Origin of the sequence: Nostoc sp. UCD121, assembly GCF_014222285.1 — a bacterium.
GTDB lineage: Bacteria > Cyanobacteriota > Cyanobacteriia > Cyanobacteriales > Nostocaceae > Nostoc.
On sequence record NZ_JACKZS010000191.1, the window covers coordinates 1 to 15,057 of the forward strand.

At 44.0% G+C, this 15,057-nt stretch carries 13 protein-coding genes and 1 pseudogene; 2 read left to right on the plus strand and 12 right to left on the minus strand.

The genetic code is table 11. From position 1 onward, the window contains the following. The first annotated feature begins 153 nt into the window (after positions 1 to 153). Together GNF10_RS28460 and GNF10_RS28465 are read left to right on the plus strand one after the other, a co-directional pair. A complete protein-coding gene (locus tag GNF10_RS28460; protein WP_185587288.1) occupies positions 154 to 1,827 on the plus strand; it encodes a transposase in 1,674 nt (557 codons plus the stop codon). A gap of 61 nt (positions 1,828 to 1,888) precedes the next feature. Next, complete coding sequence (locus GNF10_RS28465; protein WP_260445920.1) at positions 1,889 to 2,674, plus strand: WD40 repeat domain-containing protein; 786 nt, start codon at positions 1,889 to 1,891, stop codon at positions 2,672 to 2,674. Between the two features lie 170 nt (positions 2,675 to 2,844). Here GNF10_RS28465 and crtE read toward each other — a convergent pair whose 3' ends face one another. The 12 genes and pseudogenes from crtE to GNF10_RS28525 form a co-directional block, all read right to left on the minus strand. After that, positions 2,845 to 3,774, minus strand: a complete 930-nt coding sequence (gene crtE / locus GNF10_RS28470) for a geranylgeranyl diphosphate synthase CrtE (RefSeq protein WP_185587290.1) — start codon at positions 3,772 to 3,774, stop codon at positions 2,845 to 2,847. A 155-nt stretch (positions 3,775 to 3,929) separates the two neighbouring features. Next, on the minus strand, positions 3,930 to 5,339 hold the full coding sequence (locus GNF10_RS28475) for a family 2B encapsulin nanocompartment shell protein (RefSeq protein WP_185587292.1): 1,410 nt from the start codon (positions 5,337 to 5,339) through the stop codon (positions 3,930 to 3,932). Positions 5,340 to 5,641: 302 nt separating this feature from the next. Continuing rightward, on the minus strand, positions 5,642 to 7,051 hold the full coding sequence (locus GNF10_RS28480; protein WP_185587293.1) for a family 2B encapsulin nanocompartment shell protein: 1,410 nt from the start codon (positions 7,049 to 7,051) through the stop codon (positions 5,642 to 5,644). Between the two features lie 68 nt (positions 7,052 to 7,119). Beyond that, the gene (locus tag GNF10_RS28485; protein WP_221643456.1) at positions 7,120 to 9,477 is read right to left on the minus strand and encodes a family 2 encapsulin nanocompartment cargo protein terpene cyclase; all 2,358 of its coding nucleotides are present in this window, start codon (positions 9,475 to 9,477) and stop codon (positions 7,120 to 7,122) included. 397 nt (positions 9,478 to 9,874) lie between these two features. Then, positions 9,875 to 10,015, minus strand: coding sequence for a hypothetical protein (locus GNF10_RS28490; protein ID WP_185587295.1), 141 nt, complete (start codon positions 10,013 to 10,015; stop codon positions 9,875 to 9,877). 288 nt (positions 10,016 to 10,303) lie between these two features. Beyond that, positions 10,304 to 10,870, minus strand: coding sequence for a DUF1392 family protein (locus tag GNF10_RS28495; RefSeq protein WP_185607296.1), 567 nt, complete (start codon positions 10,868 to 10,870; stop codon positions 10,304 to 10,306). A 2-nt stretch (positions 10,871 to 10,872) separates the two neighbouring features. Continuing rightward, positions 10,873 to 11,631, minus strand: coding sequence for a DNA cytosine methyltransferase (locus GNF10_RS28500; RefSeq protein WP_185607297.1), 759 nt, complete (start codon positions 11,629 to 11,631; stop codon positions 10,873 to 10,875). Further along, the gene (locus GNF10_RS28505; RefSeq protein WP_185582206.1) at positions 11,628 to 11,801 is read right to left on the minus strand and encodes a hypothetical protein; all 174 of its coding nucleotides are present in this window, start codon (positions 11,799 to 11,801) and stop codon (positions 11,628 to 11,630) included. The genes GNF10_RS28500 and GNF10_RS28505 overlap by 4 nt, the downstream gene beginning before the upstream one ends. Further along, positions 11,798 to 12,180: pseudogene (locus GNF10_RS28510) on the minus strand (four helix bundle protein). The gene GNF10_RS28505 and the pseudogene GNF10_RS28510 overlap by 4 nt, the downstream one beginning before the upstream one ends. Positions 12,181 to 12,269: 89 nt before the next feature. Next, positions 12,270 to 12,650, minus strand: coding sequence for a hypothetical protein (locus GNF10_RS28515; RefSeq protein ID WP_185582204.1), 381 nt, complete (start codon positions 12,648 to 12,650; stop codon positions 12,270 to 12,272). Between the two features lie 51 nt (positions 12,651 to 12,701). Then, complete coding sequence (gene dnaB / locus GNF10_RS28520; protein WP_185582203.1) at positions 12,702 to 14,066, minus strand: replicative DNA helicase; 1,365 nt, start codon at positions 14,064 to 14,066, stop codon at positions 12,702 to 12,704. A 53-nt stretch (positions 14,067 to 14,119) separates the two neighbouring features. Further along, positions 14,120 to 15,057, minus strand: a 938-nt coding sequence (locus tag GNF10_RS28525; protein WP_221644678.1) for a helix-turn-helix domain-containing protein, incomplete at its 5' end; no start/stop codon positions are given.

Sequence of the window (15,057 nt, forward strand, 5' to 3'; positions counted from 1 at the left end):
AGATGGATGCCTTCGACAGCATCAATTACTCGATGGTATTCTACACGATCAATTACTTTTCAGTTTGCTAGCCTTAGGTATCCGCTCAATAAATCGGGGTAGTGCAAAAAATAAAAAGTAGATAGATGCACATAGCGTCGTAAAATATATCACATGGCGCAAAAGCAATCTCCAGAAAAACAAGTAGAGGCATTGTTGCAAACCATCGACCCATCAGAGTTTGCAGATGAATCATTGCGACATACATTAACTGTTCTACTAAACGTAATAGAGCAGCAACAACTAGAGATTAAAGAACTACGTGAAGAAAACCAAAAATTACGGGACGAAAACAATCGTCTTAAAGGTGAACAGGGTAAACCAGATATAAAGAGCAATCAGTCTAAAGGTTTCAAAAGCAATCATTCATCCGAAAAAGAACGACATACTCCAAAAAAACATGCGAAAAGTAGCAAAAACGAAAACATAAAAGTTGACCGGACAGAAATTCTGGATTATCCTGCGAGTGAGTTACCGCCTGATGCACAGTTCAAGGGCTACGAAGAGGTAATCATTCAAGATATTTCACTTCAAACTGATAATGTATTATTCCGTAAAGAAAAATATTACTCGCCAAATGAAGGAAAAACATATCTAGCATCTTTACCAGCTGGTTACGATGGAGAATTTGGTCCGGGAATAAAAGCTTTAGTGATGAGCCTATATTACGGCGGCAATATGACCCAAGGTAAATTGCTAGAATTTTTGCAAAATATTGGTATCTCAATGTCCGCAGGCTATTTATCAAATCTACTAATAAAAAATTTGGGCGATTTTGAAGCTGAGTATAATCAAATTTATACATCTGGCTTAGAAAGTAGCTCATGGCAGCACATAGACCAAACAAGTGCCCGTGTTAAAGGAGTGAATCAGACCACGAATGTAATTTGTAACCCCTTGTACACAGTCTACTCAACTACAACTAAAAAAGACCGACTAAGCGTAATTAGGGTCTTGCAAAATAGACAAGATCTTGAATACATTCTGAATGAACTGACTTACGAGTTGCTCACAAGTTTTAATATCCCAACTAAATGGCACAATCAAATTAAACTGTTGCCGCAAGAAACAGTTTTTACTGAATTAGAGTTTAATTCATTGCTGGATACGTATTTAAGCAAGCTAGGTTCTCAATACCGGACTCGTGTTTTGGAAGCAGCTGCAATTTCGTTCTATCATCAGCAATCTGAAATACCAGTGGTAGAATTTCTTGTCTGTGATGATGCACCCCAATTCAAATTAATCACAGATCATTTGGCTTTATGTTGGGTACATGAAGCAAGACATTATAAAAAGTTAAGTCCATTTGTGGGTTTTTATCAACAAACGTTAGACAAATTTTTAGGGGAATTTTGGGATTACTACCGAGAATTAGTAGCTTACAGAGATTCCCCAAACTCAGAAACCAAACAGGAATTAAAGACTAAATTCTGGAAGTTATTCAGTACTGAAACTGGATATAAACGATTAGATGAGCGAAAAAAATTAACAGCAGCAAAAGAATCCGAACTGTTGCTAGTCTTGTCACATCCAGAATTACCGTTGCATAATAATCCGGCAGAATTAGCCGCTAGGACTATGGTGCAGCGACGAAAGATTAGTTATGCAACTCAAACGAGTGAGGGTACTAAGGCGTGGGACATTTTTATGTCTATTGTTGCAACTACTCGTAAATTGGGAATCAGCTTCTTTGAGTACATACATGACCGGATTTCTCTCTCTGATAAAATCCCATCTTTGGATACTATTATTCGAGAAAAGTTCTCTATCAGTCCTCAAACTTTATAGTAAAGCGTTTGCATTCAAATAGAATGCCTGCGTTAGAACAATATAGTTAGCTCTCAATAAATTGGGTGTTAGCAAGTCTTCTTGTTTTTATTCGTTACCCCGACTTATTGAGCCGATACCTAATGTTGCTAGTTACAAAGATCCTCTCGATAATTTCAATGCAGCAGTATTGAGTCCCGACGCTCAAACGATCGCAATGGCAAATGTTGACAATATTGTTCAAATATGGCATCTTAATCAGCCTGCACCACAGATCCTCAAAGGACATCAGTCCGAAGTGTGGCACGTTATATTTAGCCCAGACAGTCGTTTCATTGGTTCAAGCAGTGGTGATAATACTGCTAAACTATGGACACTGGATGGTAAGTTGTTCAGAACCCTTGTAGGACACTCTGCGGCAGTATGGAGAGTTGCTTTTAGCCCTGACAGCAAAATGATAGCTACTGGAAGTGGCGATAATACTGTTAAGCTGTGGACGCTGGATGGTAAGTTGCTGAAAACATTCATTGGTCACAGTGCTGCGATTTGGGGAGTTGCGTTTAGTCCCGATAAAAAAATACTTGCTTCTGGTAGCGTAGATGCTACTGTCAAACTCTGGAAGCTTGATGGTACAGAAATAACGACCCTTAAAGGACATACCGCAGCGATTAGGCAAATTGCTATCAGCCCCGACGGGAGTTTTCTAGCTTCAGGGGGTGATGACAACACGCTCATTCTTTGGAATTTGCAGCGAATTCTCCACCTAGATGCACTGAATTATGGTTGCAAGTTGGTACAGGATTATCTGAAAACTAACACAGCAGTTGAGAAAGGCTCAAGCTCACTCTGTAATCACTCTCAGAACTGAATGGCACGAATGAATGGCACTAAGAAAAGCCCAACTGTCTCCGATCTTAGACCCAGTGCAAGCGCTATGTAAAATCCAATTTGAAGCTCACGTTTTAGACAAGACATTGCAAGTGTAAGAAAATACAATTATCAGACCTCATAGACGCTAAAAGTATGGCAAATTAAGGATTATTGTGTTCTTGCTATGATGTAATCTGCGATCGCCATTAGAGGTTGTGCCTTTGCTCCAAAATCAACAAGTTCAGCTTTGGCTAGGTCAACTAATTCTTGGCTCTTGCGTTTTGATTCTTCAATACCCCATAAACTGGGATACGTCACTTTCTGTGCCTTTTGGTCTTTGCCTGGGGTTTTACCGAGTTCTTCTTGTGTGCCAATTACATCCAAAATATCATCAACAATTTGAAAAGCTAGACCAATGTAGGAAGCATAGCAAGAAAGCTTTTGCAGAACTTCGTTATCAGCTTTCGCTAGCATTGCACCTGAGAGAATGGAAGCTTCGAACATTGCTCCTGTTTTGTGAGCATGAATAAAGTTGAGAGTTTCGATGTCAATATTCTGCAATCCCTCAGATTGTAAATCAACAACTTGACCGCCAACTATACCTGTTGCTGCTACTGCACGAGCCAACTTAGCAACAACCTGCAATAACTGCTGGGCAGCAACTCCTTTGGTTTGAACCACAAGAAACTCAAAGGCGTAGGCTAAAAGCGCATCACCAGCTAGAATGGCGATGTTTTCGCCATAAATTTTATGGTTAGTTAACTTGCCGCGTCGATAGTCATCATTATCCATTGTCGGTAAATCGTCATGGATCAGAGAAAAGGTGTGAATCATTTCCAGCGTACAAGCAGTAGGCATCGCCATCTCCACTGTGCCTCCAACCAGTTCACAACTGGCAAGACATAGAATCGGGCGTAGGCGCTTTCCTCCAGCTAGCAGAGAATAACGCATGGATTCGTAGAGTATTTCTGGATAGACTACAGTGATTGATTGTTCAAGCGCTGCTTCAACTTGCGATCGCCGTTCTGATAAATAAGCTTTCAGGTCAAAGTTAGTTTCTTTAACAGATGACCATTCAAAGACTTGAGTATTCACCATAAATAATTCATTTTTAAGATTACAGTACTACACCTAATCGACAAAAGCTGGTTGGAGGGAACTATCAAACAACGCTCTGCCTATTTCAAAGACAGCAATTTGTCACGACGGCATTTAATTTAATCACTATAAAAAAAGTCAGGTTTACCCTTTCCTCAGCGCCCAATTTCGACATCTTCCAGGATGCCAAGTGCATCGGGAATAAGTATAACTGCACTGTAGTAGGCGGTGACAAGATAAGAAGCGATCGCTTTTTCGTTGATACCCGAAAACCGCACAGACAAACTGGGTTGGTATTCATCAGGGATACCCGTTTTGTGTAAACCTATTACCCCTTGGTTTTCTTCTCCGGTTCGGAATATCAAAATAGAGCTAGTACCCTCTTTAGTGATCGGAATTTTGTTACAAGGAAAAATCGGATAGTTGCGCCATGCAGGTACAATCTTTCCGTTGACCTCCGTGCTTGGGGAATAGATTCCACGACGGTTACACTCCCGGCTAAAAGCAGCGATCGCGCGAGGGTGAGCTAGGAAAAAATGGGATTTCCGCCGCCGAGAAAGCAATTCATCAAAATCATCTGGAGTTGGTGGCCCGGTGCGGGTAAAGATGCGTTGCTTAAGATCGGCATTGTGCAACAATCCAAAATCACGATTATTCAGCATTTCGTATTCTTGCCGTTCTCGCAACGCTTCGATAGTCAGCCGTAATTGTTGCTCCGTCTGGTTCATGGGTTCGTTGTAGAGGTCAGCAACCCGTGTATTCACCCGTAAAATGGTTTGAGCGAGGCTTAACTCATATTCCCGTGGACTCAAGTCGTAATCAACAAATGTCCTGGGTAACTCAGTTTCCTGACTATGACCCGCAGTCATGGCGATCGCCGCTTGATTATGCCGATCCTGGGGTTTGCTTAATATAGCTCTAAAGCGATCAACCTGAGTCTGCAACGCTTCAGACTGGTTCATCAACTCCCGAAACGCCTGTACTGGCAAAGACAAAACTATGCAGCGCGTAATAGCTTTCAAGCTAACCTCCCAAGTTTCCTGAGATAGAACTATAGCTTCGCCACCAAAACAATCGCCATCAGCTAAGATATCCCGTAAAGCTTCCGCCTCATATTTGCCTGCCTTCAGCTTATTAACTTTACCATGAGCAATTAATAACACCTGGTTAGCTGGTTGACCTTCCTGTACAATTACCTCACCAGGGGCAAATTCTTGTTGTACAAAGCGGTCTGCTAAAGCGTTGAGTACCTCAATATCCTCAAAACCACGCAGTAAAGATAGTTCACAAAGGGCTTGGGGGATTACCCGCACTTGGGCCCCTGTATTGGTAAAGCTGACCCTTCCGTTACCAACATCATAGGTCAAGCGACGGTTAACCCGATAGGCCCCACCCTTAACTTGCACCCAAGGCAACATCTGTAACAACCACCTGGGGGTAATGCCTTGCATCTGGGGCGGAGTTTTCGTGGTTGTGGCTAAATTCCGCGCCCCTTTCGTGCTTAAGCTCATCTGGAGTTGCCCGTTTTCTTGGACTAAATCGGGCCTAATCAAAGCATCTGTCATACAGTTAACGTTTCATACAACTAAATTTACAAAGAAAGCAGGAGGCAGAGGGCAAGAGGAAAGAAGTATGAATAACAACTTTAGTTCTGGGGTATGAAGCCCAGTTTAAAAGAAGAATAGTATCGAGATGCGTTGTAGCGCGAGATACAAAGAAAGTGTCCTTGCTTCAATCCCACGTTTTAAAACGTGGGTTTTGCTTACCTCCTGAAATTTCTAACAGAGAGCATTGGGGGGTAGGGGCGTAGGCTCCGCCTTTCCGTAAGGTACGCCCCGCCCCTACATTGGGGAGGATATTCGACTACTTAGAGACCAATTTCTACATCTTCAAGGATGCCTAGTGCATCAGGAACAAGAACGGCTGTAGAGTAGTAAGCACTAACTAGGTAAGAAATAACAGCCTTTTCGTTAATACCCATGAAACGGACAGATAAACTAGGCTGATATTCATCAGGAATGCCAGTTTTATGCAGACCAACGACACCCTGGTTGCTTGCTCCCACACGCATTAACAGGATCGAGCTAGTACGCTCTTTCGTAACGGGAATTTTATTGCAAGGATAGATGGGAATACCACGCCAAGACGGAATTGCACTATTACCTGTAGGGATAGGGTTGGGATAAAGTCCAAGGGCGTTGCATTGCCGACCAAACGCGGCAATGGTGCGGGGATGAGCTAAGAAAAAGCTCGGTTCTTTCCAAACAATGGAGATCAATTCATCGAGATCGTCAGGAGTTGGAGGGCCGCTGCGGGTAAAGATGCGTTGTTTGAGATCGGCATTGTGTAACAGTCCGAAGTCACGATTGTTAACCATTTCGTGTTCTTGGCGTTCCCGTAATGCTTCAATGGTGAGGCGCAATTGTTCCTCAGTCTGATTCATGGGTTCGTTGTAGAGGTCAGCAACCCGCGTATTGATTTGCAAAACGGTTTGAGCGACACTTAACTCATATTCTCGTGCATTGAGTTCATAATCTGCAAAAGTCCCAGGTAATACTGCTTCTGCAAGGTGGCCGGAGGTAATATCAATCGAGGCTTCCCCGTATTGGTTTTGGGGTTGGCGCAATTTTTCCCTGAATTGATCTACTTGCGTTTGTAAAGCTTCAGACTGGTTAACCAGGTTTTGAAAAGCTGCTTGAGGCAGAGACAAGATGGTGCAACGGGTAATGGCTGTGAGAGTCACATCCCAAGTATCCTGAGCTTCTACTAAAGCGTAGTCGCCAAAATGATCGCCATCGGCTAATACACTCAAAACAACGCGATCGTCATACTTGCCTGCGCCAATTTTGTTGACTTTACCATGAGCAATTAGCAATACTCTATCGGCTGGTTGACCTTCTTGGATGATCACATCACCCGCAGCAAATTCTTGTTGTAGAAATTGACTAGCTAAGGTGTTTAACACTTCGACATCTTCAAATCCCCGAAATAAAGGTAACTCAGTGAGTTCTTGCGGAATGACCTGTATCAGGGCCCCTGTATTAGAAAAGCTGACTCGTCCATCCCCAACTGCGTATGTTAAGCGGCGGTTGACCTGATAGCTACCCCCCACGGTTTCTACCCAAGGCAGTAGTTTTAAAAGCCACCGCGAGGTAATTCCCTGCATCTGGGGTTGGGTTTTGGTGGTGCCTGCCAACTTCCGCGCCGCTTCGGTCTGCAAAGCCGTTGGCAGTTGCTCAATTAGATTTTCTAGGGGAGTGTTTGCTGTATTAGTCATGATGAATCTCCATTGGTAATATTTATTGACAAGTTATTTGATTGACCGAAATAGGGACTCAGATTGAGCTAACCTTTCCTTCCTAAAAGCGTTCCGATTTTGATCGCTGAAGTCCCTAACCCTGTCGGACTACTCAGTACGTTCTGCACTATTGGCCCAACATTGGTTTGAGTTGTTTTCTGACCAACACTTGGTCTAATCTGAATTGCCGCAGTGCCTAACCCTGTGGGGCCTTGGAGTAACCGCTTTTCTGTCGAGCTATTCCGCAATTCAAATTCCTTATAGCGGTCTACTGCCCTATGCCATTTGAGTACGCCGCACATCCACTGTTCCAGTTTCTTGACGTATCCGTACAGTTTCTTCCGGGCACTGCTATCCAGGTTAAAATCGTCACACAAAATAGGGAGTTCAGTTGCAACGATATGTTCAAACTGAAGGGCACGAGAGGTCATCAGGTCGTTAACAATGGCGACGGACTGGGGGATATTGCAGTTAAGGAAATTTTGAACCGCCAGTACACCATTATTAATCTCGCCCTCAAATTCGATTTCTTTCTGGTAAGAAAAAATATCGTTGGTCAAACAGGCGAAATCGGCGGCTGAATTCTCGATATTCTGCATGGTTCGGGTGCGGAATATCTCTGATGGGATCTCGTCCCCTTGAGAAAGTCGAGACAGGCTCATGGTTAGGTCAGAACCAAAAGTCTTACGGCGCATTTCCACATAGTCTATGGGGTCGGGAATGCGATTTTGGATCTGGTTCCCCAGTTCCCATAACCAACTTTCGGTCATATCCTCGATCGCACGGCGGAACTGGCGGCGAGCATTAGCTGTCATCGGCCCAGCCGTCCGCGCCCAAATATCCGCTAAACCCCGTTCAACTGGGTTCGTTGGTTCGGGAAAAGGACTCCCATCAAGGGGCATAAAGGCTGATAACCGAGCGTTGAAAACTTTTGCTCCTGCCATATTTCGGTTATAGCCGTACAGTGCTGGGAAGTAGTCATCGGCATAAGTTCCCCAAACCAGCCAACAAGCTGTGATATTCAACTCAGGACTAGATCCATTAGGATGAATATATGCACCGCATAAAGCTACGTCGGCCACATCGAATTTGTGGTCATCCCAGATGTAAATGCTGGGCATCCCTGGCAGTACATCCAACATTCCCATTTGACGCGCCCATTCCTTAGAGTGCCGCCGAGCCTCTCCTAAATGAGGATTCAAACTAGTGGAGAAGGGCATATAAAACTGTGGCAGAGTTACTGGCCCTACAGGCTGATAGAGGACATGAGTAAAGCTTTTGAACCGTTTTAGCCCCAAACTATCGTACAAAGCTCCTAGACGAGCTGCCGATGTGCCTAGTCCAGTCGGGCCGCCTAAAAACCAGCTTGCTGTCGAAGATTTGTCTGATGTCTGGTTCATGTAGCGGCTCGATCTCATGTGCCACTCATGACCCCCCGATTGCCAGTCCTGAAGTCCTTTGGCATATAAGACGACTTTCAGACGCTCATCGGGACTCAAACTATATTCCTCGAACAAAGAAAGAAGCTCAGTGACAAAGGTGTTCTCAAACTGTTGCACCCTAGATGTTAGTAAGTCGTTAGTGAGGTTGGCTGCTTCTTGGGTACTGACATCCAGGAATCGTTCTAAAACCAAGATACAGTTAGCATTTTCCCCTTCTTCTTCCACTTCTCTTTGGTAAGAGAAGATGTCATTTCGCAGATGTACCCCATCAGAAAAAGTGTCTTTGAGGACACGCATTGGTCGAGTCGGGGCGATCGCAGCCGGAATTTCTGCCCCAACCGCGTGTTCCACTAAGTTAGCTGACCAGGGCGCTCCCCCCACCTTACGGCGCATCTCAATGTACTCAATCGGGTTAGCAACTCGATTTTGGCTGATATTGGCGAGTTCCCACTGAGATTCTTTGAGAAGATTGATGGTACTCTCAGAAAATCGGATTACCCAATCTTCGGAGGCATTGGGGATGGTACGATCCCAGAGGTCTACTAGACCCCGTTCTACGGCGTTGGTGGGTTCTGGTGGCGTTTTTTGGGGTTGCACAGGCATAAACGCTGGCAGTCCATTGAGGTACTTCTTAGCCCCAGCCATATCTTGGCTACGCTTGTAAAGCTCAAGGAAGTGATCGTCGAAGAAAAATACCCAAACATACCAGTCAGTTACCAGATTAAGCATGGCTTCATCGGCATCTGGATGGGTATAGGAACACAACAACGCATAGTCATGTGCATCAAACTTGCGCTCATCCCAAATCCCATAATCTTCTGATCCTTCTACCCCACCCAAAATCCCCATTTCATAAGCCCAGGCTTTAGAATGTACCCGTGCCGCTTCCAGGTTTGGGTTCAGCCGTGCGGGCCAAGGCACATAAAAACTAGGCAACTCAAAAGGTTGCTTGCTTGAAGTCATTGTCCATTTAAACCTATTAGTTTAAGCTCAGTGTCTTGATTGAAGTCATGTTAAATTGGCGTGCTAATATCGGTTTTCTCTGATAGGGAATAGGATGCCTTTTTAGGAGATTTTTTGCGTAAGTTAACCCTCCCTATAGAGGCTCCCAATTAGTGTACCAGTGTTAGCTCAACCGAGGAGGTTTGTGATTGCGCCCTTTTACTAGCTTCGCAAGGCGTGATTAACCTCCATGTAATCAGACAAAGAGTCACGTTATCCTTAACGAATGGGACTTTCACCCATATTCATCAATCATTTATAAGATTTTCAAGGTTCTAACTTGAATTTCTTACCTAGAGCGATGAATTAACTCTAGAACGAATCGCACCTTATATCTTCCTAATATGATTGGATAAAATTACCATTCGACACTCGACGGACGCAAAGATAGATAGAAGCTCAGTTGCCCAAAGGCAAGGTCATCAGAGTGTTCACCACCCTTGAAAACCTTTTGAGCATATTTGTTCAACTTTGTTTCAATAAAGTTCGTTAACGCCATAGATATTTTTAAAATATGATGTCCTTTGAATCACTTTGCTTGTGGTATCTGACAGTAAATAAACACTACTGCACTTTTTACACTCAGATATCTTCTTAGAACTATGGCAAAGATGCAAGGACAGTTAAGACATTTAAGAAACTTAAGTTAACATTCAAATAAACTTTATATAATAGCTTGATTGCTTTAAACTAACTTCGTAATACCTTTCTTATTACAATACCTTCGCCCAAAAAAGAGTATGAAGAGATAGGGCTGCCGTAGTAGAGTTATTGTCTCTCACAATGCTTACGGGGATACAAAATACCCTGAAGCGATCGCATCTCTGAAAGTAAAAAGCTCGTCACGGGGGAACGGCTTAGAAAATGGGGCAGGCTTTTTGGGGGTGCTTGTCTGCGTAGATGGAGGAGCGGTTGGGTACGAAGCCTGCCCCATTTTCTCTTCGCCAGATGCGTCACCGTTTTCAGATATTCCTGGGGACATCCATTCGATGCAGTAGAACCAGCAATCGCAAATCAGTTGAATGCTCTGGACAATCCTTACTGGTGGCCCGTCGCCATGAAATCGGAACTCGACTAATTCACCCAGTCCAAACATAGGTTTGTCTTTGGTAACTAATTGTAACTTGCCTGTACCAATGATTTCACGTCCTAAAACAGTTAGATTATCGTTGCTGGAGACAATCTCATAACTCCAGCCTTTAGCTGACCACTCTACACCGCAACAGTAACCGAAAGATTTGGTGGTAGTGACGTAGACTTCCTCCAACAGGGAAACTTCTAAGGGGGGAATCTCTTTACCCCAAGGTGGCGAAAGATACCAACATGATTCTAAAGTCTGGACAAGGTTAATCATGTTTATGCCTCATTATGAGCGAAAAGACTGCACAAATAGTCAATTCGTTTCCAAGCGATCGCAGCTTGCCGTGGAGAACAACTTAAACCATAAGCACGACGGGCATCATAATTGCCCTTGATTCCCTTGGCTACTCCAACGGGAATCCCAAAAGCCACCTCACGAATACCGGGTTCAAAGCTTCGGTCTTCATGAGAGAACCGTACTTGCGTAATCTGATTTCCAATTTGGTCTGCCCAGGGGGTTGGCTGTTGACGGTAGAATAAGCCATTGGGGTAGGCAATGATAAAGACTCTTTCTCTTTCATGTGGCAAGCCGAGGCAGTACGCGGGTATAGTTTCCCATTCGCATACGTACCGGATTTGGGAAAGGTCTTCGAGGACTGTTGCCATTCCTCTAGAGAGTAGCCCTGTTGGGTTTTCGATGAGAGCGATTGCTGGTCTACACTGGTTGATGATGCGGAACATTTCGCGCCACAGTCCAGACCTGGGGTCGTTAAGTCCTTTTTTATCTCCAGCGTTACTGGTGCCACTACAGGGGAATCCCCCACACAAAATGTCGAATTGTCGTCGGTGGCAGTGGTAGTTGGTAATATCTGCGTGGATTGGAATTTCTGGTTGTTCATGGCGCAATTGTGATTGAGAATAAGGGGAGATTTCGACAAATTGCTGGACTTGGAATTTGTGAGATAGACCTGCGGCTGATATTCCGTGGTGGCAGAGTCCGCCGATACCGGAGAAAAGCGAGAGGACTGATTTCATGCGGCCACCTCCCTCACCAAATCATCTGGCACTTCAAAAATTCCCAACCGCCCAATGTAAGGAATCGGTGTAATCTCGCGCGGATTCTCCAGCTTCCAGTGATATTGCCCAGGCATCCCCCAACCAAAACAATTCGCAATTCGCAATTCGCAATTCGCAATTAATTTCATTGCTTGATTTTCTCTTTAACTTTTCGAGTAGATGCAACTAAGATTTTTCCAATTTCTCTAGTTTCTTGAAGCAAGGACTCAAACTTATTTTTATCAACCAATTCTGCCTCGATTAATATTTCTAACCAGTATTCAGAACAATTCGCTTTTTCGCCCATTCGCAGTTCGCAATTACGGATATGTAATTCAAAAGTTGGTTCATTTGGTGAGATAAGTTCCATAACATTACAATTGCGAATTGGATAGGAGTACCACTTCGGAGTAACTGCTTTGATAATGTTCGACAAACTCCAGGCTTTTCATCTAGGAAAGTACAAGCTTTAACTATTCTTATTGCCAAAGCTTTCGTTCTATCAGCAATACTAAGTTGTTGATTCATCTCTCTTACTCCTAGTTAATAATTGCGAATTGCGAATTGCGAATTGTTTATTGCCCAAGGCTGACGGACGGATAGCGCTTTCACGGGTTTTAAAACTCCAGTAATTGAATGTATGCGTCTAATGCTGCGATCGCTGGATGTGGATGTATTTGCGACTTCAGCCCGTTGCAGATTGTGGCAATAGTTCCAAGCTCTATGAAAGTGAAATGAATATTGGACTGACGGTTAGAACAGCGATGTAGAACTGTTAGAAGAACAAAATTCAACTGTCTGAGAATTACATCTTCAGCTATATGAAGTCGCCAAGTAAGGTTTTTGGAAGTAACAGAACGCCAGGGGTTATCGAAAGAACATTTTTCAACTTGGGGCAGCACTTTTACCTTAAACCTGTAATCCCTGTCAGTGGTAGAGCATTCATCAGGGGCAAGAGCCGCCCATTGTTGTAAAAGCTGTTGGTAAGTTTCAATCATTCTCAGTTCCCTATCTTGCGTAAAAGACAATGTTTATCCTCCAGTAGAGCCTTAAAAACTACGACCACGAGATAAATTCTTGAATCTGGTAAACTGATGGTCAAATAAAAGCTTGACTGTACCAGTGGGGCCATTACGTTGCTTGCGAACAACTAACTCAGCAATGCCACGATCTGGGGTATCGGGGTTATACATTTCTTCGCGGTAAAGCATGATTACAACATCACTGTCTTGCTCAACAGCACCACTGTCTTTTAAATCACTTAGTACAGGGCGTTTATCGTTACGGTGTTCAACTTCGCGGTTGAGTTGGGACAAAGCTAGTACAGGCACATCCAAATCTTTGGCTAATCTCTTTAATCCCCGGCTGATTTCACCGACTCGTTGAGCCATGTTCACCCGTGAATCAGTATCAAGCGCCATCAGTTGTAAGTAGTCAATGATCACAAGCCCAACACCACCGTAATGGGATGAAATTCGGCGGACTTGGCTACGGATTTCATTAAGAGAAGGGCAAGATTCGTCGTTGATAAAAATCTGTTGTTCGCTCAACTCTGCGATCGCCACGCTCAAGGGTTGCCACTGGCTTTCATTTACCTTCCCAGTTTCCAAGAAGTTATTCTCAATGCCGGATTCGCTGCTTAAGAATCGCTGTACGTACTCATCAGTAGACATTTCCAAGCTGAAAACGCAAATAGGCATCTTCCCAGTTTTGGCAACATTAAGAGCGAGATTACCAGCCAAAGCGGATTTACCAACAGAAGGACGAGCAGCCAGTACATACAACCGTCCTTTGCGAAAACCACCGCCGAGTATACTGTCCAGGTCATAAAATCCACTGCTTGCTGCTGGTGAACCTGTACCAGCATGACGCGCTTCAATTTCGGTAAAAGTGTCGGCTAGGGCATGAGAAATATGAACCAAGTCAGAGGCAGAATGCTCAGACTTAATGCTGTAGACTTTTTGTTCGGCTTCGTCGAGAATTACAGGTAAATCGGTTTCGGTGGCATAGCCGAGTTGAACAATCTCAGTGCCAGCAAGGATTAACTGCCGCCTTTGGTATTTTTCCATTACCAAGTCAGCTAAAACATCGATGTTCACAGCTGACACAGTACGGTCAACTAGACTGGCCAGTTTATTGCGTCCACCGATACGGAACAATAAACCATTATCAGACAACCAGTTGGTAATGCAAAGCAAGTCTGTTGGTAATCCTTGGCTGTACAGTCGTAGGGCTGCTTGATAGATGTCTTTGTGGGCATTGATGTAAAAAGCATCTGCTACTAAGCGATCGCTGATTCGGCTCATGGCGCTTGGGTCGAGCATAATGCCACCAAGTATTACTTCTTCAGCCTCAATGCTTTGTGGGGGTAAGCGGTCTTGTTGCGATGTGAAGTTTGTTTTGTCTTGTGTCATAGTTCACCTCATTTGAAAATTTTGATTTCTAGAAAATCTAGATCCCATATTGTTCACGCAGCTTGCGGATGTAAGTACATATACATTTGAGGATGCGTAAGTTTTAACCAATCCAACCATTTGAGCGTTGCACCTGGGTCTTGTTGGTCATAACGGCTGCTGAAAGAAGCGATCGCTTTGTCCTTGCCAACTTCATCCATGCGGTCTAGAAGTTCAGAGAATGTGGCTTTATGCCAATCAAGAGAACGATTTGAGTAATAACCGATGGGTTGGTCGTTGGATTTTGATTCTTCAGTTTGTGGCGTAGATGATTCAAGAACTTTTGACCAATAAACCAGCAGTTCTTCTAAACCAGCTTTACTCACCTCCAAATTGCTGATTGATTTGATCACAGTGGGGACTTTTTGCTGCCAATTAACCTTGTCCCACTCGGCTCTCTCCTTGGCGATTAACTCCACCAAACGGCGATCGCAGGTTTGGTAAATGTTGTCTCTGCAAGAAGTGCGCCAAGGGAAACGCCAAGAACGGAGCTTGATTTCATTTCTGTAAACTGCGGGTAAAGGCTCAGATGCCAAGATGCCGGGGTCAAGCAAGATGTGATTGAGCAAATCATCAATCGACTGAAATTTTGGTTTGCTTGGTTTCTTGTTTGCTTGTTCGTTTTTTTTATCGAACAACCCCGCCGCAATAGTTGGTCTACATGAGGGAATGTCTGTTTGATGCTCATACTCGGATTGATTTGACAACGAAGTGAGAGATTCGGGAATTGGTTCTTCCTGGTTTAATTGTGAAGACGAAGATTCGGGAATTGGTTCTTCTTCCTGATTTGGTTGTAAATCCAAGTTAGTTTCTTCACACACACACTCGTTTTTTGGGGGGACTGCACTTAGTGTGAATTCCTTAGATGGGATTACCTTAATGGGAATACCTTTGTGGGTCAAATTTGACCCCACCCCCCATGCAGAATTGACCCCCCCACTGGGTGCAATTT

What these genes read in the sequence shown, in the direction of transcription:
- GNF10_RS28485 (WP_221643456.1), bottom strand. Translation starts at nt 9,477, where the DNA reads ATGACTTCAAGCAAGCAACCTTTTGAGTTGCCTAGTTTTTATGTGCCT.
- GNF10_RS28480 (WP_185587293.1), bottom strand. Translation starts at nt 7,051, where the DNA reads ATGACTAATACAGCAAACACTCCCCTAGAAAATCTAATTGAGCAACTG.
- GNF10_RS28500 (WP_185607297.1), bottom strand. Translation starts at nt 11,631, where the DNA reads ATGAAATCAGTCCTCTCGCTTTTCTCCGGTATCGGCGGACTCTGCCAC.
- GNF10_RS28515 (WP_185582204.1), bottom strand. Translation starts at nt 12,650, where the DNA reads ATGATTGAAACTTACCAACAGCTTTTACAACAATGGGCGGCTCTTGCC.
- GNF10_RS28495 (WP_185607296.1), bottom strand. Translation starts at nt 10,870, where the DNA reads ATGATTAACCTTGTCCAGACTTTAGAATCATGTTGGTATCTTTCGCCA.
- GNF10_RS28475 (WP_185587292.1), bottom strand. Translation starts at nt 5,339, where the DNA reads ATGACAGATGCTTTGATTAGGCCCGATTTAGTCCAAGAAAACGGGCAA.
- GNF10_RS28490 (WP_185587295.1), bottom strand. Translation starts at nt 10,015, where the DNA reads ATGGCGTTAACGAACTTTATTGAAACAAAGTTGAACAAATATGCTCAA.
- GNF10_RS28460 (WP_185587288.1), top strand. Translation starts at nt 154, where the DNA reads ATGGCGCAAAAGCAATCTCCAGAAAAACAAGTAGAGGCATTGTTGCAA.
- dnaB (WP_185582203.1), bottom strand. Translation starts at nt 14,066, where the DNA reads ATGACACAAGACAAAACAAACTTCACATCGCAACAAGACCGCTTACCC.
- GNF10_RS28505 (WP_185582206.1), bottom strand. Translation starts at nt 11,801, where the DNA reads ATGAAATTAATTGCGAATTGCGAATTGCGAATTGCGAATTGTTTTGGT.
- crtE (WP_185587290.1), bottom strand. Translation starts at nt 3,774, where the DNA reads ATGGTGAATACTCAAGTCTTTGAATGGTCATCTGTTAAAGAAACTAAC.